At 52.3% G+C, this 21,427-nt stretch carries 11 protein-coding genes and 2 pseudogenes; 11 read left to right on the forward strand and 2 right to left on the reverse strand.

Annotated features, from left to right (window positions below; all coding sequences use genetic code 11):
- Positions 1–14: 14 nt before the first annotated feature.
- Positions 15–2,750, forward strand: a complete 2,736-nt coding sequence (locus LKD71_RS01020; protein ID WP_227614005.1) for an alpha-mannosidase — start codon at positions 15–17, stop codon at positions 2,748–2,750.
- A 183-nt stretch (positions 2,751–2,933) separates the two neighbouring features.
- On the opposite strand, the gene LKD71_RS01025 is transcribed toward LKD71_RS01020, so the two are convergent.
- Positions 2,934–4,331, reverse strand: a complete 1,398-nt coding sequence (locus LKD71_RS01025; protein ID WP_227614006.1) for an alpha-L-fucosidase — start codon at positions 4,329–4,331, stop codon at positions 2,934–2,936.
- 335 nt (positions 4,332–4,666) lie between these two features.
- Between LKD71_RS01025 and LKD71_RS18645 the strand changes: the two are divergent.
- The 10 genes and pseudogenes from LKD71_RS18645 to LKD71_RS01070 all read left to right on the forward strand — a co-directional run.
- Positions 4,667–6,976: pseudogene (locus LKD71_RS18645) on the forward strand (EAL domain-containing protein); the annotation flags it as partial.
- 552 nt (positions 6,977–7,528) lie between these two features.
- Positions 7,529–8,857 (forward strand): annotated as a pseudogene (locus tag LKD71_RS18650) (response regulator); the annotation flags it as partial.
- A 20-nt stretch (positions 8,858–8,877) separates the two neighbouring features.
- Positions 8,878–9,228: an Hpt domain-containing protein gene (locus LKD71_RS01035; protein ID WP_227614008.1), complete on the forward strand. Its 351-nt coding sequence runs from the start codon at positions 8,878–8,880 to the stop codon at positions 9,226–9,228.
- A gap of 86 nt (positions 9,229–9,314) precedes the next feature.
- Positions 9,315–11,255, forward strand: coding sequence for an AraC family transcriptional regulator (locus tag LKD71_RS01040; RefSeq protein ID WP_227614009.1), 1,941 nt, complete (start codon positions 9,315–9,317; stop codon positions 11,253–11,255).
- A 405-nt stretch (positions 11,256–11,660) separates the two neighbouring features.
- Positions 11,661–13,265, forward strand: coding sequence for an extracellular solute-binding protein (locus tag LKD71_RS01045; RefSeq protein ID WP_227614010.1), 1,605 nt, complete (start codon positions 11,661–11,663; stop codon positions 13,263–13,265).
- A 21-nt stretch (positions 13,266–13,286) separates the two neighbouring features.
- On the forward strand, positions 13,287–14,225 hold the full coding sequence (locus LKD71_RS01050; protein ID WP_227614011.1) for an ABC transporter permease: 939 nt from the start codon (positions 13,287–13,289) through the stop codon (positions 14,223–14,225).
- Positions 14,226–14,240: 15 nt separating this feature from the next.
- Complete coding sequence (locus LKD71_RS01055) at positions 14,241–15,167, forward strand: carbohydrate ABC transporter permease (RefSeq protein WP_227614012.1); 927 nt, start codon at positions 14,241–14,243, stop codon at positions 15,165–15,167.
- Positions 15,168–15,237: 70 nt separating this feature from the next.
- Positions 15,238–16,911 carry a right-handed parallel beta-helix repeat-containing protein gene (locus LKD71_RS01060; protein ID WP_227614013.1) on the forward strand — a complete coding sequence of 558 codons (1,674 nt, stop codon included), beginning with the start codon at positions 15,238–15,240 and terminating at the stop codon, positions 16,909–16,911.
- Between the two features lie 101 nt (positions 16,912–17,012).
- A complete protein-coding gene (locus LKD71_RS01065; RefSeq protein WP_227614014.1) occupies positions 17,013–18,215 on the forward strand; it encodes a Gfo/Idh/MocA family protein in 1,203 nt (400 codons plus the stop codon).
- A gap of 12 nt (positions 18,216–18,227) precedes the next feature.
- Positions 18,228–21,182, forward strand: a complete 2,955-nt coding sequence (locus LKD71_RS01070; protein ID WP_227614015.1) for a glycoside hydrolase family 2 TIM barrel-domain containing protein — start codon at positions 18,228–18,230, stop codon at positions 21,180–21,182.
- Here the strand turns inward: LKD71_RS01070 and LKD71_RS01075 are convergent.
- Entirely contained in the window at positions 21,179–21,373 is a 195-nt protein-coding gene (locus LKD71_RS01075; RefSeq protein ID WP_227614016.1) for a hypothetical protein, read from the reverse strand. The genes LKD71_RS01070 and LKD71_RS01075 overlap by 4 nt on opposite strands.
- Positions 21,374–21,427 lie beyond the last annotated feature (54 nt).

Here is a 21,427-nt window from a genome sequence, read left to right on the forward strand (position 1 = left end):
AAAGCGAGGATCATATGAAGACAACCGTACACATCATCTCTCATTCCCACTGGGACCGGGAGTGGTATTTACCTTTTGAGAAACACAGAGTCAAACTCATCGAACTGATGGATAACGCCATGGAGCTTTTTGAAAAGGATGAGCGTTACCGGAATTTCCATCTGGACGGGCAGACCATCGTTCTGGACGACTATCTGGAGATCCACCCGGAGAACCGGGAAAAACTGAAAAAATATGTGCAGGAAGGCCGTTTCCATGTGGGCCCCTGGTACATCCTTCAGGATGAGTTCCTGACCAGCGGTGAGGCGGCCGTGCGAAACCTCCTCACCGGCATGCGGGAGGCGAAAGAGTTCGGCGGCCTCTGCCCGGTGGGCTATTTCCCGGATGCCTTCGGAAACGCAGGTCAGATGCCCCAGCTTCTCAAGCAGGCCGGCATGAAGGCGGTGGCTTTCGGTCGCGGCGTGAAGCCTGTGGGATTTAATAATGAAGCGAAAGAGGGCGGAGCTTACGAATCCACCTATTCCGAGATGAACTGGGAGTCCATGGACGGCAGCGGCCTTCTGGGCATCCTCTTCGCCAACTGGTACAACAATGGGGCGGAGATTCCCGTGGAGCCGGAGGAGGCGAAGGAATACTGGGATCAGCGCTTCAAGGCGGCGAAGCACTTTGCCGGAACCAGCCAGCTTCTCTTCATGAACGGCTGCGACCATCAGCCTGTGCAGAAGGATCTGGGAGACGCCATCGAGACGGCCCGGAAACTCTATCCCGATATCGATTTTATCCATTCCGATTTTGAGACCTACGTTCAGGCAGTAGAAAAGGATCTGGAAGAAAATCCCACAAACAGTCTTTCCACGGTCCGCGGCGAGCTCACGAGCCAGGAAACCGACGGCTTCTGGACTCTGGTAAACACCTGCTCCTCCCATGTGGAATTGAAAAAAGAGAACCGCCGGGGCGAGGCTGCCCTCGAAAAAGAGGCGGAGCCCCTGGCAGCTCTGGCGGCCCTGGCCGGTAAGGAATATCCCGAGGATCTTCTGCGCTACAGCTGGAAAAAGCTCATGCAGAACCATCCTCATGACAGCATCTGCGGCTGCAGTGTGGACGCGGACAACGACGAGATGAAGACCCGTTTCGACAAGAGCCGCCAGGTGGCCGAGACCGTGACGGAGGAGAGCGCGAAATATCTGGCAGATCAGATCGATACGGAAAACGCCGGAGGCCTTCCTTTTATTGTCTTCAATCCCAGCGGCTGGGAGCGCAGCGGCCTCGTGGAAGCCATTCTTGACTATGAGCTGGATTACGACCGTTTCATCTGGAATGGCTATGACCGGATGAAGGCTCTGTCCCTTCCGGAATTTGTCCTGAAAGACGCCGATGGAAACGAGATCCCGGCGAAGGTGGAGGATCTGGGCGCGAATTTTGGTTACTTCCTGCCGGACGACCGTTTCCGCGAGCCCTACATGGCAAGACAGCTTCGCGTGACCTTCGAGGCGGAGAAGGTTCCGGCTCTGGGGCATCGCCTCTATCAGCTGAAGAAAGCCGCGCCGACGAAAGAGAAGACCAGCCTCGTCACCGGCGAAAACACGATGGAAAATGCCTTCCTCAAAGTAGAAATTCTGAAAGACGGCACCTACACCCTGACGGAGAAAAATTCCGGCAGAACCTACGGTCCGCTGGGCTATTTTGAGGACACCGGGGACATCGGAAACGAGTACCTCTATGTGCAGCCGAAAAACACGACTCCCATTGTGACCAAGGGCACTCCGGCGAAGATCACGCTGGAGGAGGATCTGCCGTACCGGGCTGTTTACCGCATCGAAAGCCGCGTCGAGATTCCGGAAAGCGCCGATGAGACTCTGGCTGAGGAGCGGAGACGCTGCAGCGACTTCTTCGGAAGAAAAGCAGGCCGCAGCGAAAAAACGGTGCCCCTCGTTCTCACCACAAAGCTTTCCCTTGAGAAGAACGGAAAAGGCGTCAGTGCCGAGACTACCTTCGAGAATCTGGCCAAAGATCATCGGGTACGGGTGATTCTGCCCACCGGTCTTGCCACGGAGCAGCACTTCGCAGACTGCCCCTTCGAGCTTGTGAAACGGAACAATCATCACAGTGCCGGGTGGAAAAATTCCAGCGGCTGTGAGCATCAGCAGCGTTTCACAGCTATGGAGGATGAGAAGGGCGGCCTTCTCGCAGCAAACTTCGGCCTCTATGAGTACGAGATCCTGCCGGAAAAAGACAATGCCATCGCCATCACCCTGCTTCGGGCTGTGGGAGAGATGGGAGACTGGGGCGTGTTCCCGACGCCGAAGGCCCAGCTTCCGGGAACTCATACCGCCCGCTATGGAATTTACCCCTTTGAAAAAGGAAAGCTCTATGAGACGATAAAAGAGGGAGCACAGTTCCAGACGAGCCTTCTGGCGGTCGTGACCGACGCCCACAAAGGCAGCCTTCCCGCAGAATACAGCAATCTCAGCTGGAGCGGAGAAGGAATCGAGCTCACCGCCCTCAAGGCAAGAGAGAGCGAGAGGATGCCTGAGGGAGAAAACGATCTGGTTCTCCGTTTCGTCAACCACAGCGATAAGCCCCAGCGCCTCACTGTGACGAAGCCGGCCTGGGCAGAAAAAGCTTTCCTGAGTAACGTCATCGAGGAAGAGCTCGAAAGACTCCCGGAAACGGAATCCACCGGCGAAATTTCCGCCTACAAACATACCCTCCGCCCATACGAGATCCTGACCCTGATCCTGCGCCGGTAACTATTCAGAGCCTCAACTCGATTCCACTGCGCTTCATCTCGTTGTGGCTTCTCGCCAAATAGATTTCCAGAAAAAAGTGTTCGTTCATGCAGGCATGACTCACACTTTTCCTGAAAATCTGCTTGGCTCTGAATAGTTACAAAAAAATCCCGTCAATTTGACGGGATTTTTTCATACCATATATTACTCTGCTTTTTTCATCTCAAATACAAGAGCGATCGGAGCGGTACCCTGACGGTATCCTGCCGGAACGGTCAGAGTCAGGCCGCCCTCAGTCTCGGTGAAGGAAACTTCTTTTCCGCTGTCCAGCATATGGATCTCGGAGATCTTTCCGGTGTAGGGAACGAAGATTCTGGACTCCACGGATTCCTGAGCTACCGGATAGAGACGGATCGCATAGACCTTGTCACCCTTCTGAGTGAAGGACAGGTTTCCGCTCTGGTACGGAGCACAGATTCTGGTTCCGTAGATGGCCTCGCCGTAGGTCTTCATCCACTGACCGAAACCAAAGAGGCTCTCTCTGGCGTCAACCGGGATACGGCCGTCGGGCTGCGGGCTTACGTTGAGGGCCATATTTCCACCCTTGGCAACGATGTTCACAAGGAGGTTGACCAGCTCACGGGGAGTTTTGTAGCGGTCGCCGTACTCGTAGGTGAAATCAGCGCCCAGAGTCAGGCAGCTCTCCCAGGGCACGAATAAGGGCTCCTCAGGAATGCAGAGCTCCGGTGTCACATAGTTCTCGTAGGGGCCTCCGATGGTACGGTCGACGGAGAGAACCCAGGGCTGAATTTTTCTGGCTTCATCCACGATGCCGCCGAGATCGATGTCCTGGCCGTTATCCTTGCATACCCAGCCGGCGTCGAACCAGAGGATATCGAGTTTTCCGTAGTTCTTGCAGAGCTCCAGAACCTGATTCTTCGTGAACTCCTGGAAACGGCTCCACATTTCCGGATGATCCTTGGGATCATAGGAAGGTCCGCGGGAAGTCAGGCCGTCTTTGCGAAGCTCCGGATTCCAGTAATCCTGACAGTGCCAGTCTGCTTTGGAGAAGTAAGCGCCGATGCCGATGCCTTTCTCACGGAAAGCGTCGAACATGGATTTTACGATATCCGCATGCTCGTTCTCGTGGAAGGGGCAGTCCTCAGCGGTAACTTTGTAATCGGTGTAGGCGGTATCCCAGAGACAGAAACCGTCGTGGTGCTTCGTGGTCAGAAGAAGATAGCGGAAACCGCAGTCCTCAGCCATCTGTGCCCACTCCTCCGGCTGGAAACGCACGGGGTTGAAGGATTTGTTCAGACCGAAATACTGTTTCTTGAAAGTCTCTCCGTCGTCGGTCCAGTTGACCTGGTGGCGGGACCAGTCAGCATCCTTGTCGCTTAAAGCCCAGGAAGCAACCATGCCCAGCTCACAGTAAAGACCCCAGTGCATCATGAGGGCCAGCTTCTGATCCTGGAACCATTCCAGCTTCTCCTGAAGGATCGGCTCCTCGGGACGGCAGTAGGTCTCGGCAGCGCTGTAGTTATGGACACCCTGAACGACGATGTCCTGCTCTTTTTCTTCGGTGTTCTCGGTTGTACTCATTTTCGTAAACTCCTTTACACATCATATTTTCAGGTAAAGCTTTCCGCGGAAATGGCGGAAAGCGAGTCACTTGCATCATAGCATAGATGTGTTAAAAAGTCATTCACTATTTTCAAAAATATGTTCAATTATTTTGCCCTATGTTCATTAGAATGTTCAAAAAACGGAAAAATTTCTCGCGTCTGACATTTTTTTACTTTTTTCAGTGACGGATAGTTTTAAATATGTTAGAATAAAACCTTGATGTGGAGCGGAGCAGGTTTCGCCTCGAAAACAAACAGGCAGAATAGGTGGACGAAAGTTATTCAGATAAAAACAGGTAAAGGAAAGAGAGCATGGGTTTGCGTAAAAAGATTTTAATAGTAGAGGATAATGAATTTAACCGGGCACTTCTGGTGGAGATCCTGTCTTCTCAATATGAAACTCTGGAGGCAGAGAACGGAAAAGTCGGCCTGGAGATCCTGGAAAGAGAGAAAGAAGCGGTATCTTTAATTCTTCTGGATATCGTGATGCCGGTGATGAATGGGTATGAGTTCCTGGATGCATTGAAAGCAAATCCGGCAATCGCGTCCATTCCGGTTATTGTCACGACCCAGAATGAGGGAGAAAATGACGAGATTGCAGCTCTGGAGTGCGGCGCTTCGGATTTCGTGGCCAAGCCCTATAAGGCGAAGGTGATCCTCCGGCGTGTGGCCAGCATCATCCATCTGAGGGAAAATGCGACGATGCTCAACCTTTTCCAGAAGGACCGGACCACCGGGCTTCTCAGCAAGGAATATTTCTGTCAGCAGGCGGAGAAAATCCTTCGCTCCAATCCGGACAAAACTTACGATATCATCTGTTCGGATGTGGAGAATTTCAAGCTGATCAATGATGCCTTCGGCATGCAGGGCGGAAACAAAGTGCTGAAGACCATGGGCGGGATCTGTCAGAAGTCCACGGATACCTTAGGTGGTATCTGCAGCCGTTTCCATGCGGATCAGTTTGTCAGCATGATTGAGCATACGGAAGGATACAGTGACGAACTGTATGAGGCTCTGACGGCAGAGACCAGGGAAAAATGCGGCATCAGCAACATCGTCATCAAGTGGGGTATCTATCAGACCGGAGACCGGAAGATTTCCGTGGAGCAGATGTACGACTGGGCGCTCCAGGGGGCGAGAAGCATCAAGGGCCAGTACGGCCGGTATTATGCCTTCTATGATGATAAGCTTAGAAGTGAGATGCTTCGGGATCAGGCAATCCTGGACTGCATGGAGGAGGCGCTGGAGCAGGGACAGTTCCAGGTGAAGCTCCAGCCGAAATACAAGGCGGCCGGAGGCCTTTTCACCGATGCCGAGGCTCTGGTGCGCTGGTGTCATCCGGAATGGGGCATGCAGTCCCCAGCGGTTTTCATCCCGCTTTTTGAGAGAAACGGCTTCATCACCAAGCTGGACCAGTGTGTGTGGGAAAAGGTCTGCCAGCTGATGCAGCAGTGGGACAAAGATGGCCTGGAGCCCGTCAATATCTCGATCAACGTTTCCAGGGCCGACGTTTATAATGTAAATCTTGTGGATACCCTGCTGGATCTGGTGAAGCGTTACAATATCGCGCCAAAAAGACTCCATCTGGAGATCACAGAGTCCGTGTACACGGAAAGCCCGGAGGACATTATCCAGAACGTAACCAGACTGAGGGAAAAAGGTTTCGTTGTGGAGATGGACGATTTCGGAAGCGGTTATTCTTCCTTAAATATGCTGAACCGGATGCCGATGGATATCCTGAAGCTCGATATGCAGTTTATCCGGACGGAGATGGAGATGCCCGAAAGCCGCAGAACCCTACGCTATATCATCGGTCTGGCTCACTGGCTGAATCTAAGCGTTGTTGCCGAGGGCGTGGAAACGAAGGAGCAGCTGGAGCATTTACGAAATCTGGGCTGCGATTATATTCAGGGTTATTATCTCGCGAAGCCCATGGATCCGGCTGATTTTGAGGAGCTGTTTCGTCAGCAGATCCCCGAGCAGGAGAAAAAGGACCAGACTTTCCAGCTCATCGGCGAGAAAAAGGAGAAAAAAGGCATCCTTCTTCTGGTGGATAACCGGGAAGAGAAGAGGCAGCAGCTGGAAAAGCTTTTTGAAGACAGTTATGAACTGGTGACTGCTGTCAACGAGGCAGAAGTTTTGCGGAATATAGAGGGCTTTGGAAACCGGATTTCCGCCTTCCTCGTCAGCATGGCAGCTGTCCGCGAACGGGACAACTCCGTATGGAAGAGCATCCAGCGGGAAAAGAAGGTCTGGAAGACGCCGGTTCTCGTCATGGGAGATGAGAATGAGCATACGGAGGAGGAAGCGCTGGAGATGGGGGCGGACGATTTTGTCTTCGATACCCGGCTGGGCAGAAGTTTCCGTCTCCGTGTGGAGAAGATGCTCCGCAGAGAGCGGGCAGACGAGACCTATCTCAACAATAAGGCCCGGGAGAATCAGTTCAAGGAGCACCAGGTGGAAGAAGGGCTCAACAAACAGGGCCGTTACTCCACGGACTATCGGATGAAGAAGAAGGACGGCACCTATATCTGGATTCATGATACGGGCTGCTGTATCGAGACCGAGGACGGCCGGGAGGGCCGGATGGCGGTCTGCATGGATATCACCGAGGATAAGAAGCGGGAACAGAAGGAGAAAGAGCTCTACGAAAAGGAACTGAGCTATTTTACGCTTCTTCCCTTCTCTGAGGGCGGCGCTCAGGGCCGCATCAACCTCACTGCGGACCGGATGGAGAGCTGTGTCATGACCGCTGACGTGGTTCCGGCCAAGGTTGGCGAGAGCTTCGAGACCACGATGGAGCATTTTGCAGACTCGGCTGTGGATCCGGCGGACCGCATGAGAGTGCGTCAGATCATGCAGCGGGAAAAAGTTCTCGAGAGCTTTTACACCGGCAAGCAGGACTACCATTTTGAGTTCCAGCGGAGAAGAGACAACAATACGGTCTTTTACGGAAGCACCGATTTCCGCCTCTGTCTGAATCCGGAGGGCGGCGATGTGATCTGCTTCTTCTACACGCTGAATGTGACCGAGCAGAAGGCGCAGGAGCTTCTTTTCCGCAAAGTGACGGAGATGGAGTACGACCTGATCTGCGACATCGATCTCAAGACCGGACGGCATCGCGTTGTGGCAGTCAGTGACCAGTGTAAGGAAAATGCCTTGAGCGGAGGCGTTTTCGCCGATGAGATCTGGAAGGTGGCTGACCGTTTCATGGACGAGGAGAATCGGAGTATTTATCTTAAGAATCTGTCGCCTGACAACATCCGCAAGCAGCTGGAACATCAGGAGAGCTACAGTTTCCTTCTGGAGATGACCGATGAAAAAGGCATCCGCCGGACGAAAAAGTATCAGCTCTTTTATATTTCCAGGGAGCTGGAGCGTGTGGGCATGTCCCGCGTGGACGTGACCGACGTGGCGGTACAGGAAAACAGCCGGCGGCAGGAGCTGGCTGCGGCTCTCGAAGCAGCGGAGCTGGCCAACGCGGCGAAATCCGACTTCCTGTCCCGGATGAGCCACGAGATCCGTACCCCGATGAACGCGATCATTGGCATGAGCGCCATCGCGGCCCAGTCCCTCGGCAAAGACGAGGTTGTGGCGGACTGTATTTACGAGGAGAAACAGTACGGGAAAAAAAGCAGGCAGGGATACAATTTTACCAAGCTGAAAACCCTCGTTGTGGACGACGATGTAGCAGTCTGTGAGAGCACCGTGGCAACCCTTCACGATATGGGCGTCACCGCCGAGTGGGTGGACAGCGGCCAGAAAGCCGTGGAACGGGTGAAATTTTACCGGAAAGAGCACAAGGATTACGATATGATCCTGATCGACTGGAAAATGCCCGGCATGGACGGCATCGAGACCGCCAGAGAAATCCGCAAGGTTGTGGGCGCTGACGTGACGATCATCATTATGACGGCCTATGACTGGGCCAGCATTGAGCAGGAGGCCAAGCTGGCCGGCGTTAACCTCCTGATGAACAAGCCGATGTTCCGTTCTTCCCTGATTTCCGCCTTCAATCAGGCCCTGGGAATCAAGGAAGCGGAAAAAGAAGAACCGGAGGAGGAAGAATTTGATCTTTCCGGCAAGCGTATCCTTTTGGCGGAGGACAACGCCATCAATACTGAGGTAGCCCAGCTTCTCTTAAAGAGCAAGGGAGCGGACGTGGATGTGGCAGAGAATGGCCTTCGGGCTCTTGAAAAATTGGCCAAATCCGAGGAAGGCTACTATGACGCGATTCTTATGGATATCCGCATGCCGATCATGGACGGCCTCACAGCATCCAGAAGCATCCGGAACCTGAGTAATAAAGATGCGGCAAACATTCCCATCATTGCCATGACGGCCAACGCCTTCGACGACGACGTGTACAAGAGTAAGGCGGCCGGAATGAATGCCCACCTGGCGAAACCTATCGACCCCAAGCGGCTGTTCCGCACACTGGTGGAACTGATCCGCAGCCACGAGCAGAATCCGGGAGAAATGACCTGGAGCGGCAGATATTGATAAAGGAAGGGAATGTGAAGATGACAGCAAAAGAATTTTATGAAACCATCGGACAGAATTATGAAGAGGTACTGGAGCGCTTGGCAGGCAGCGAGGCTCTGGTTTTACGGTTCCTGAAGAAATTCAGCACGGATAAAACCTTCAGTGAGCTGGAGAAGGCTATGGAGGCCAGGGATATTGAGATGATCTTCCGCCAGTCCCATACCCTCAAGGGCGTGGCTGCCAATCTGGGACTGAAGCCCCTCTTCGAGCACACCCAGGTTCTCGTGGAGATCACACGTCACGGCGGTAGCGAGGGCATCGATGAAGCCTTTGAGAAGATCAAGAAGGATTATGAGGAAATCATCCGTCTGATCGCAGAGGTGGAATAAGCGTAAAAAAAGGAGACACCGGGACAGAGGATGGATTGTTTCCGGTGTCTTTTCTTATGAAAAAGCAACTTCTTGGGGGAATATGTATGAACAAAGAAAAAGCCATAAGGCAGAATCAGAAGCTGCGATTAGGCTCCAAGACCTTCCGTTCGATTTTCAAATCGATCCTGATGCTTCTGCCGGTCTCCATCATAATCATCGTCGCCGCTGAGGTGGCGTCCCTGCATATGATGGACCGGCTGGCTGAGGACTTTGAGAGCCGGACGGTCAGCAGGGTCTTAAACCAGGTGGACCAGGATTTCCAGCAGGCCTACATGGTTACGACGAAGCTCAAGTCCGACGAGACGATCCTTTCCTATGTGAGAAAATCTGAGCGGAATTACTACAGCGAGTGGGAGGTTTTCGACCGGCTCCGGGCGATCATTTCCGGCTATAATAATATAGAAGAACTCTATCTCTATTTTCCGGGATATGAATATGTGATTTCCAGCTCAAACGGCGGAAAAGAGAGCAAAAATTTCCAGGCGGACAAATATGCCTGCAGCTACGACGAATGGCTGGAGGCCCTGAACAGCGGTATTATGGGCCATTTTCAGACGATTAAAGGCGCGGACGGAGAGCAGAAAAATATCATCTCCACCCAGCCGAGCAATACGGGAAGCCTCAATACGGCCAGAGCGGTGGTGGTGCTGAGCAACGATTATCTGGAGGACCTGCTGAAAGGTCTGAGCCTTCGCGGCGGCGAGGAAGCTTTCGTGTTCTCCGATAACGGCCTGGTCATCGGAACCCTCTCGGGTCAGGGCGACGAGCTGGCGCTGGAGCTCCAGAACTGCCAGGAAAATAATATTTCCGAGATTCAGATCGGGGAAAAAGGCTACAAGCTCTCCTTTTCCCGGTCGGCGAAGACAGGTCTTACCCTGGTCTATGCGACGCTGAAGGGTGTCAGCTATTCGGCCACGGCTTTTGCCAAGGGCTTCGGCATCACCCTTTCCGTTCTGGGAGCGGCGCTTCTCGTGATCCTGTCCTTCCTGGTGGCCAAGCGGAACTATCTGCCGATCCAGTATCTTCTCAATACCGTAAAAGCTTCGGATCAGGAGCTGGAACAGAGCGGGGTTATGGATGAGCTGGGAGATCTGGAGATCTATGTGAAAAAGACGATCCGGACCCGGCAGGAGATGAACGAAAAAATCCGCCAGTACGAGGCGAATATGAAGGAGCTTCACCTGGGACAGCTTCTCTTCCAGGGCAGTCTGCCTGAGACGGAAGAGCTGAAACAGGAGCTGGGCTTTGGCGGCGGCTTTTATGCGGTGCTTCTCTGCGTCTTCGAGGAGACAGAAGTGGACAGTGAGGCTCTGGAGACTGTGGTACAGGAGGCTGATAAGCGGGAGATCCTTATGGAGTACATCCAGGAATGTTTCCCGGAGCTTAAGCAGTTCTATGTGCTGGAAGGAAAGGACGGCTTCTTCTGTGTGCTGAACGGGGACAGTGAGACGGGCGAGAGCTTCCGCCAGCTGCTTTCCGGGGAGCGTGACCGGATGAAAGAGATCCTGGCCGAGGAGGAGAAGATCTTCTGCAACTGCTACCTAAGCGAGAGCGGCCAGAGCCTGGAGGCAGTTCATAAGGGCTACGAGGAAGTACGGCTTAAATTTGTCAACAAAGAGATTCAGGATAAGACAGAAGAAAATGAGATCTGCTCGATTGACCGGATCATGGAGATCATCCGGAAAAATCTTTCCGATGAGAACCTCTCGGTCAACGGCATCGCGGAGCAGGTGGGCGTGACCCCATCCCATCTCTCCAGATATTTCAAACATCAGATGGGCGCCGGCGTGCTGGAGTACATCCATCAGAGCCGTGTGGAGTTGGCCAAGGATATGCTGAAAAATTCCCCGGAGGTCAAGATCCGGGATGTGGCAGTGAGAAGCGGTTTCTGCAATATCACCACCTTTATCCGGGTGTTCAAGAAGTATGAGGGCATGACGCCGGGCCAGTACCGGGAGAGTCTGGGGGCAAAAACAGAGGTCTGAAGCAGCCTTGTCAGTTTGCACAAAAGAGTGAATTTTTACCCGGGTAAGCCGGTCAGAACAGCAAAAAGAGAGAATATCGGGATGATCAATTTCTGATATTCTCCTTTTTTATGTCAGAAATTGTTGACAATCTGGCAAAAATACGCCATCTGGCTGTAGAAAGTGCATAAAATAATATAAGGAAAAAACAGGGGAATTCGGCAAAAAATCAGGACGCCCGGAAGAAAATGAAAGTAAAAACGAGAGCTTTTAGCAAAAATGCTCTATAAAACGTATTCAAAAAGTGATAAAACTGTGCAAAATGTGTTTATTTACGAATGAGAACAGAAAATGCTATAGTGGACTCACCAACAAACAGGGCGGCTCGAACAAAAAGGAGCCGAAAATGAAAAGGAGGAAGTTATTATGGTAAGAAGAAAGAAAGTCACCGCCAGCGTACTGGCAGCTCTCATGGCAGTAGGAAGCCTTGCAGGAACAGTTTCCGCAGATCCGTGTCCGAGAAACGAGCAGGGGTATCCGGATCTCGGCGGGGAGACCATAACGATCTGGTTTAATATGACCAGCAACAACGCACAGGCTACCAGTGATATGGGTGAGTACCATGTGATCAAAGACATTGAGGAAAAGTTCAATTGCAAATTTGAGTTCATCCATCCGCCGGTAGGTCAGGCACAAGACAACTTCACAATTATGATGGCTGACTCCACTCTCCCGGATATGATCTTCTGCGGCGGTATCGATAGCTACTATCCCGGCGGTGTTGAGATGGCATACGCAGACGGCGTTCTCTTTGATTATACCGATTATATCGGAGAAGAGTACACCCCGAACTTCTACAACCTTATTAAAGATGATGAGTTCCTGAAAAAGGCCGTTACCGATGACGAAGGCCGTATCATCCGTCTGGGCGCTAAGATCTGCGGAAGCGAAGAAGCAGACCTGACCTTCACCGGCCCCCTGATCCGGAAAGATTATCTGGAAGCAACCGGCATGGACGTTCCGACCACCATTGATCAGTGGACAGCTCTGTTCCAGGCTATGAAAGACAACGGCGTTGAGTACCCGCTGGCTGTTCATGCTTCCGGCGGAAACGACTTAGGCCCGCTGTTCACCACCAACATGTTCTCTTCCGCTTACGGCGTTGCAGCGAATGACTACTATATTAAAGATGACGGAACCGTTGCTTTCGGACCTTACGAGGATTCCTACAAAGATTACCTGACTCTGTTAAATCAGTGGTATGAGGCTGGTTACATCAATCCGGACTTCACAACTCAGACCGAGAACGACATCATGTCCCTTGATTCCTCCGACAGAGTAGGAACCGCTATGACTCACCTTTACACCTACGGAACTACCTATTATGTAACCACTGAGAGCGAAGATGAGAGCAAAGCTCTGATCGCGGCTCCGGCTCCCGTACTGAACGAGGGTGACACTCAGGCAGCACTTCGCAGCAGCAGCAGAAGCCTGGGCGACTACAAATACATCACCGCAGACTGCAAGAACGTAGAAGCCTGCATCGCTCTTCTGGATGCTCTGTATCTGGATGACATCGACCTTGAGCTGGCAAACGGCGAAGAGGGCGTTGGCTATCATATGGAAGATGGTGTTCCTGTAATCAACGCTATGGCAAGTGACGCTTCCACCGATGAGCTCCTTGGCGCAGCTCCGCAGCAGTGGCACACCTTCGAAGATGCTGACCTCAACTACATCCTGACCAAGAAATACAACAAAGGCTGCCAGCCGGATGCGCTGACCCTCTGGAAAGAGCAGGGAACTTCCCAGACTCTGTCTAACTTCATCCTCTACAACACTGAAGAGGCTGAGACCAGAAGCTCCTATCAGGCAGACGTTGATACCTATGTAAAAGAGAGCCTGCTGAAATTCGTTATGGGCAAAGAGCCTCTCGACAACTTCGAGACCTTCCAGCAGAATCTGAAAGACATGCACATTGAAGACCTGATCGCTGTTGAGCAGGCTGCACTGGATCGTTACAACGCAAGATAAGAAAAAGGGGGCGCTGATGTCATGAAATCCAGTCGGAAAAAGAAAGCAGAACCGCTTTCTCAGAGACTTAAAACAGATTTTCAGAAGAACTGGCTGTTGTATGTGATGCTATTGCCGGTACTGATCTATCTGATCATCTTCTGTTACGCCCCGATGTACGGAGTTATCATCGCATTCAAAAACTTTAAACCGAGACTTGGTATCTTGGGAAGTGACTGGGTAGGTCTTAAATACTTCAAAGAGTTTGTAGGCTCCGTATTCTTCGGGAGGACGCTGAAGAACACACTGATGATCAGTGGATTGAATCTTCTCTTCGGCTTCAGCGCTCCGATTATCTTTGCGATTCTCTTAAATGAAGTCGTAAACATGCGTTTCAAAAAAGTGGTTCAGACCATTACTTATCTGCCCCACTTTATCACCACTGTGGTGATTGCCAGTTTAATACTGGTGTTCACCAACAGCGATGGTTTTATCACACAGATTGTCAATTCCCTCACGGGACATCAGGGAAGCCTGATCGCGGATCCGCACTGTTTCCGGGCAATCTACATCATCTCCGATATCTGGCAGAGCTTCGGCTGGGGTTCCATCGTCTACCTGGCGGCCATTACCGGCATCAACCCGCAGCTCTATGAGGCAGCCCGTATCGATGGAGCGAACAAGCTGAAACAGATCTGGCATGTAACCCTTCCGGGTATGCTGCCGATCATCGTCATCATGTTTATTATGGCTGTGGGCGGTCTGATGAACATTGGCTGGGAGAAAGCCTTCCTGATCCAGTCACCGGTTACATACGAGACCTCCGATATCATTTCCACCTTCGTATACCGTAAAGGTTTCGAGGAGATGAACTACAGCTACTCCACGGCGGTTGGACTTTTCAACTCCGTGATCAACCTGATTCTCCTGACAGGCGCCAACAAGCTGAGTCAGAAGATCAATGGAAACAGTCTCTGGTAAAAGGAGGACCTTACAATGAGAAGAAAAAATAAAGAAACGGAGGAGAGCGGACGCATGATCGTGGGCCGGGGAGAGAAAATCTTCCGGGTAGTGAACAACTGCTTCATGGTACTTCTGATGCTGATCACGCTTTACCCCCTTCTGTATGTACTGTTCGCCTCCTTGAGTGACCCGGTAGAATTTGGAAAAGTGACAGGGCTTCTGTGGAAACCCGCCGGTTTTTCCACCAGAGGCTATGAAGCGGTACTTAATTCAGCAAATATCTGGCTGGGCTTCCGGAACACCATCTTTTATGTGGTAGTCGGAACGGCCTGCAGTATGGGCATCACGATCCTGGGCGCTTACCCGCTGTCCAGAAAGGGCTTTCTCTTAAAGAAACCCATCATGCTGTTTATCATTTTCACCATGTTCTTCAGCGGCGGTATGGTTCCCACCTTCCTGGTAGTCCAGAAACTGGGCCTGACCAATACCATCTGGGCCATGATCGTACCCGGAATGCTCAGTGTTTACAATATGATTGTTCTTCGGACCTCCTTTGAGTCCGTGCCCGAGAGCCTTTACGAGTCGGCGGCTCTCGATGGAGCGAACCATTTCACGATGCTGACGAAGATCACCCTGCCCCTTTCCAAAGCGGCTCTGGCTACTATCACCCTTTTCTACGCAGTAGGAAAATGGGGTGAGTGGTACAACGCTCTGGTTTACCTTCAGAAGAGAAGAGACCTCTATCCCCTGCAGATGTTCCTCCGTGAGCTTCTGGTTAAACAGGAAGATATGGATGCTCTGCTCTCCAGCAGCGTCGGCGTAACCGCAGACTCCGTGCTTCTGCAGGAGATCATCAAGTACGCCACCATCATCGTCACCACCGTGCCGATCCTTCTGGTATATCCTTTCCTTCAGAAATATTTCGTAAAAGGTGTGCTGGTAGGTTCCGTAAAAGAATAAAAAGAATAAAAATACCCCGTTGCCTGCAGCGGGGTATTTGACTACACTGGAAAAAGAAAGGAAAACGACGATGAAAACATTTCATGTAAGAGACTATGGAATTCTTCCCGGAGAGAAAGACCGTATGAACATGCTGCGCCTTAGGGGCGTTCTGGAGGAGTGCCGCAAAAACGAGGAACCGGTGGAGATCCTTTTTGAGGAGGGAACCTATCATTTTTACCCGGATTTCGCCTTTGAGCGGACTTTGTGCATCTCCAACCACGACGAGGACACGATCAAACGGATCGCTTTCGACCTCACGAACTGCACGCACCTTACTATTAGCGGAAAAAACAGCGATTTCATTTTCCATACGGAGCTTCTGGCCTTCTATTTCGAGCACGGCGAGGACATTACGCTGGAGGGCTTTTCCATCGACTACGAGCGTCCGGCTTACTCCGAGGGAACGATTGTTTCCGTGAACGGCCCCTCCATGCAGCTTCGGATCGACAAAGAGCGCTTTCCTTATTATGTAGCCCATCAGCGGATCTTTTTCACAGGGGAAAATTTCTGCGAGGAGATTCCGTTCTGGATGGAAGTGGACCCGGAAAAAGGCGAGCCCTCCGAGGGACCTTACGAGACGGGCTTTGATATCCGGCCGGATTCCAACTACGGAATCTGGAAAGAGCTGGAGGAAGGCTTGGTGGAGGTGACGCTGGAGGGAACCGGCGACCTGAAGAGTTTTGAGGGCTATACGCCGGGTCATGTCATCGTCCTTCGCCATCATCCGAGAAGTTATCCGGCCGCCTATGTGACGGCCAGCAAAGATGTTACGTTCCGCGATGTGAAGATCTATCACTGTGCCGGTATGGGCGTGATTGCCCAGTTTACGGAAAATATCACGCTGGAGCGCGTGGCAATCACCGGAAAGCCTGGCAACGGCCACTGGTTCTCCCTGGCTGCCGACGCGACGCATTTCGTTTACTGCCGGGGACTTATTCATATCAAAGACTGTCTCTTTGAACGCCAGCTGGATGACGCGGTGAACATCCATGGCATTTTCGCTCGTGTGAAAAAGATCCTGAGCGAAAACGAGCTTCTGGTGGAGCTGGTTCATCATCAGCAGAAGGGCGTACCCGTGGGCACGGTGGGAGATACGTTTTCCTTTGTCAATTATGAATCGCTTTTCTCCATGGGCGAGAGCCGGGCGGAGGAGATTGTCCGACTGAATAAAGACTTTACCTATGTGAAATTCGAGGATCGGCTGCCCCGGGACATCAAGGAGAAGGACAGCATCGAAAATATGAGCTATGTGCCCGATGTGCTTATCGAGGGCTGCAGGGTACGGAATAACCGCGCGAGAGGCTTCCTTCTGGGCTGCGCCGGAAAGATGATTGTGCGGGACAATGATTTTCACACCTCAGGAGCGGCAATCCTGGTGGCGGGAGACGCGGCCGACTGGTTTGAATCCGGTTCCACGAGACACATCGAGATCAGAGAGAACCGTTTCAACGACTGCGACCATGTGAAATGCTGGGGCCAGGGCGTGATCCAGGTGGATACACCGGTGCGCGAGATCGGTACAGATCGGAAACTCCATCAGTATCTCGAGATCCGGGATAACGAGTTTACCAGCGTGGACGGGGAACTTGTTAATGTGAAGAACATCCAGACGGTCATTTTCGTCGGAAACAAAGTCACCGCGCCGGGCAGTGAAGAGACCTGGGTGAAGCTGGAGGACATAGGAGAATACCGGAACAAATAACCTGTCCGATGTTATAAAAAATATGCTTATTGTGACATTTTTTTTGTAAAAAAGGTATGATACGATAGCGTCATAACCGACTGAAAAGAGGAGGACTTATCATGGGAAAAAAAATAAAATTAGGTCTGATCGGTCTCGGAGGCCGTGGCATGGGCCTTTTGAAACTGGTTTTTGTGCATCATGAGGATGTGGAATTTGCAGCTGTCTGCGATGTCTATGAGGATCGCTGCCAGGAAGCAGCCAAGGCCGTCGAGGAAGCAGGCCGTCCCCGTCCGCTGACCACACAGAATTATAAAGAGATTCTTGCAATGCCTGAGGTGGACGCTGTGATCCTCTGCACTTCCTGGGAGAATCATCTGAACATCGCCATCGAGGCGATGGAAGCCGGAAAATATGTGGGCTGTGAGGTCGGCGGCGCCTACAGCGTACAGGAGTGCTGGAAGATCGTTGAGGCCTACGAGCGGACCCATGTGCCGGTGATGCTGATGGAGAACTGCGTATACGGCCGTGATGAGATGATGGTCTACAACATGGCAGAGCAGGGCGTTCTCGGAACCATCGTTCACTGCGAGGGCGGCTACAAGCATGACCTCCGCGACGAGGTTGCTTTCGGAAGAGAGAACCGTCATTACCGTCTGGACAACTATATCCACAGAAATACCGAGAACTACCCGACCCATGAGCTGGGACCCATCGCAAAAGTTCTCCACATCAACCGCGGAAACCGCATGCTGACCCTGACCTCCATGGCTTCCAAGGCAGCAGGCCTGAAGGAATACATCAAAAACAACAAGGCAGACGACGAAGTGCTGATGAACACCGAGTTCCATCAGGGCGACGTGGTAAACACCATCATTACCTGTGCCAACGGCGAGACCATTCTTCTGACTCTGGACACCACCCTCCCGAGATACTACTCCAGAGGCTTCACCGTACAGGGAACCAAGGGTATGTATTTCGAGGACAACCAGTCCCTCTTCATCGACGGCGAGGAGCACGCAAAAGATCATTTCGAGTGGAAAAAGCACTGGGGCAATGTGGAAGAATACCGTGAGAAATACGATCACCCCGTATGGAAAAAATACATGGAAGAGGGCGTCAAGGAAGGTCACGGCGGCATGGACTGGCTGGTATTCTGTGACTTCATCAAGAGTGTACAGGATCAGACCGATGTGCCCATCGACGTTTATGACCTGGCAGCCTGGATGAGCATTTCCGCTCTGGCAGAGCAGTCCATCGCTCTCGGCGGACAGCCGGTGGCAATTCCCGATTTCACCAACGGCATGTGGATCAAGAGAAAATAAGGAGGCGTAAGAATGAACAGTCGTGAATGGCAGGATCCTCATTTCCTGGAAAAAGGCCGGGAAAAAGAGAGAGCTTACTACATTCCCTTTGAGAACACAGAGAAGGCTCTGGCCGGAGAAAGAGAGAAATCCGGCGAGTTTCAGCTTCTGAACGGCATCTGGGATTTCAATTACTATCCCGCTTACTATGAGGTACCGGAAGAGATTACCGAATGGGGAAAAATTCCGGTTCCCGCAAACTGGCAGATGGAAGGTTTTGAGCCTCCCTACTACACCAACGTAAACTATCCCTATCCCGTAGATCCGCCCTATGTGCCGGACGAGAACCCCTGCGGTGTTTATCGCACCTGGTTTGACTGCGCGGACCTCACGAAAAAGACTTACCTGGTATTCGAGGGTGTAAACCCCTGTTTTTATCTTGTTATCAACGGTCAGGAGATCGGCTACAGCCAGTGCAGCCACTGCACCGCTGAGTTTGACGTGACCCCGTACCTTCACGAGGGCAAAAACGAGATTATCGTGAAAGTCCTCAAATGGTGCGACGGCAGCTACATGGAGGATCAGGATTTCTTCCGTATGACAGGAATCTTCCGCGACGTCTATGTGCTGACCCGTCCCGCAGAGCATGTGCAGGATGTGGAGATCCACGCAAACCTCACCGAGCTTTCCGTGAAAGTGACCGCTCCGGCCGGAGATCTCACCGCCTGCCTCTATGACGGCGATACCTGCATCCAGAAACAGCCGGTCATCGACGGAAAGGCAGACTTTACCGTACCCGATGCAAAACCCTGGAGCGCAGAGGTTCCGAACCTCTACACCCTGGTGCTGGAGGGCTTTGGCGAGTTTATCCCGGTTCCCGTAGGCTTCCGCACAATCGCAATTTCTCCGAAGGGTGAGCTTCTGATCAACGGCGTTTCCGTACAGTTGAAGGGTGTGAACCATCACGACACCGATCCGGTGAAAGGCCATGTCATGAGCCTTGAGGATATCCGCAGAGACCTCTATCTCATGAAAAAGCTCAACATCAACACCGTTCGTACCTCCCATTATCCGCCTGCTCCGGAATTTATCCGCGAGTGCGACCGCCTGGGATTCTATGTGGTGGATGAGGCTGATATTGAGATGCACGGCTTTGTCACCAGAGAGACCCTCTGGAGCTACCATATGTACGACCGCACCTGGCCCACCGATCATCCCGACTGGGGCGAGGCTCTGATGGAGCGTATGCGCCGTATGGTAGAGCGGGACAAGAACTCCTGCAGCGTCATCATGTGGTCCATCGGAAACGAGTCCGGCTACGGCTGCCACTACGACGATATGTGCCGCTGGACGAAGCAGCGTGATCCGGAGCGCCTGATCCATTACGAGCGCGCCAACATGCTGAACACCCCCACCATGTACGATGTGGAGAGCCACATGTACCGCGAATTTTCCGATCTGATTGCAGACGGTGAGAAGGACGACAGCCGTCCGCTGTTCCTCTGCGAGTACGCCCATTCCATGGGAAATGGACCGGGAGACCTGAACGATTATCAGGAACTTTTCGATAAATATCCGCGCTTGATCGGCGGCTGCATCTGGGAGTGGGCCGACCATACGGTGCTGAAAGACGGCAAATACTATTACGGCGGCGACTTCGACGAGCTGACTCACGACAACAACTTCTGCGTGGATGGCCTGGTTTCTGCAAAACGTGAAGTAAAAGCCGGCTCTCTGGAAGCAAAAGCAGTCTTCCAGCCCTTCCGCGCTTCCTTAAAAGAGGTGGGAGAGAAAGAGATCTCCGTGGAGATCCATAACCGCCACTATTTCACTGACCTTAAGAACTATGATCTCAAGTGGACTGTAGAGGTGGACGGCGTGGCTGTCGCTTCCGGCACACAGAATCTGGAGCTGGCAGCAGGAGAGAAGACTCTCCTTACGATCCCGGCAGACCTTCCGAAGATCTGTGCTCTGGGCGCTTATGTGACCCTGACGCTGCACCAGAAAGAAGCAACCGAATGGGCCGAGGCCGGTTATGAGACCGGTATGGTTCAGCTGAAGCTTCCGGTAGAGATTGTGACTGCAGAGCGTACACACGGCGAAGGCTCCTGGAAAGTATCTGAGGACAAATTGACTGTCACTGTGACAGACGAGACTGCTTCCATCGGCTATACCTTCCACAAGGTTCACGGAACCCTGACCGGAATCCTGAAAAACGGAAAGAACATTCTCGTTAATCCGGCTCACCTCGACGTATGGCGAGCTCCGACTGACAACGACCGCCATATCAAGATGACCTGGGGCCTTTTCGAGGACAACTTAAGCGGCTGGAACATGAACCGCCTCTTCGATAAATGCTATTCCTTCACCTGGAAAGAGACCGAAGACTGCATCGAGCTTGTCAGCGCAGGCAGTCTCGCCGGCGTAGCCAGAAGTCCGCTCCTTCACTACGAAGTGACTTACCGTCTGGATAACGGCGATCCCGAGCTTCACATTTCCGTTCAGTCCAAGGTTCATCCGAAGGCCATCTGGCTTCCGAGATTCGGTTACGAGTTCACCCTTCCCACCGCTGTGGAAAAGGTAGAATACTACGGAATGGGCCCGGGCGAGAACTATCAGGATCTCTGCCACCACGCAAAGGTTGGCCGTTTCACCACCAGCGTGACCGAGGAATACGTTCCCTACATCATGCCACAGGAGAACGGAAACCACACCCATGTGAAAGAAGTGAGCCTCGTTGATCCGGCAAACGGAGACGGCATCGCTTTCCGTACCGAGGGCGAAGTGGAGTTCCAGACCTCTCACTACACGAAGGAAGAGCTGACCCGGAAAGGCCACTCCTACGAGCTGGAGCCTTCCAACACCAACGTCCGCATCGACTATAAGGTGAGCGGCATCGGTTCCGCTAGCTGCGGCCCGGACCTTGATCCGAAGTACCGCCTGAGTGAGAAAGAGTTTTCTTATGGCTTCTCTGTGAAAGCACTTTAATCAGTACAGTGAAAACATAAAAATACCGCCGTGAGTTGTTTATCAAAGCTCACGGCGGTTATTTTTATACCTGTTTTCTGGAAGCGTATAATTTCAGTTTTTCGATGAGCTGGCCGGAATCCAGCGGCTTGGCCAGGTGTTCGTTCATGACGGGCATCAAAGTCAAAGTGTTTTTTTATCCGTTTTTTCATGAGAAACTCCCCCTCTTTCTCGGTGTATCACAGGAAGGGAGCCGGGTCAAAACA

The sequence above is a fragment of the Fusicatenibacter faecihominis genome (assembly GCF_020686945.1).
Taxonomy (GTDB): Bacteria; Bacillota; Clostridia; order Lachnospirales; family Lachnospiraceae; genus Limivivens; species Limivivens faecihominis.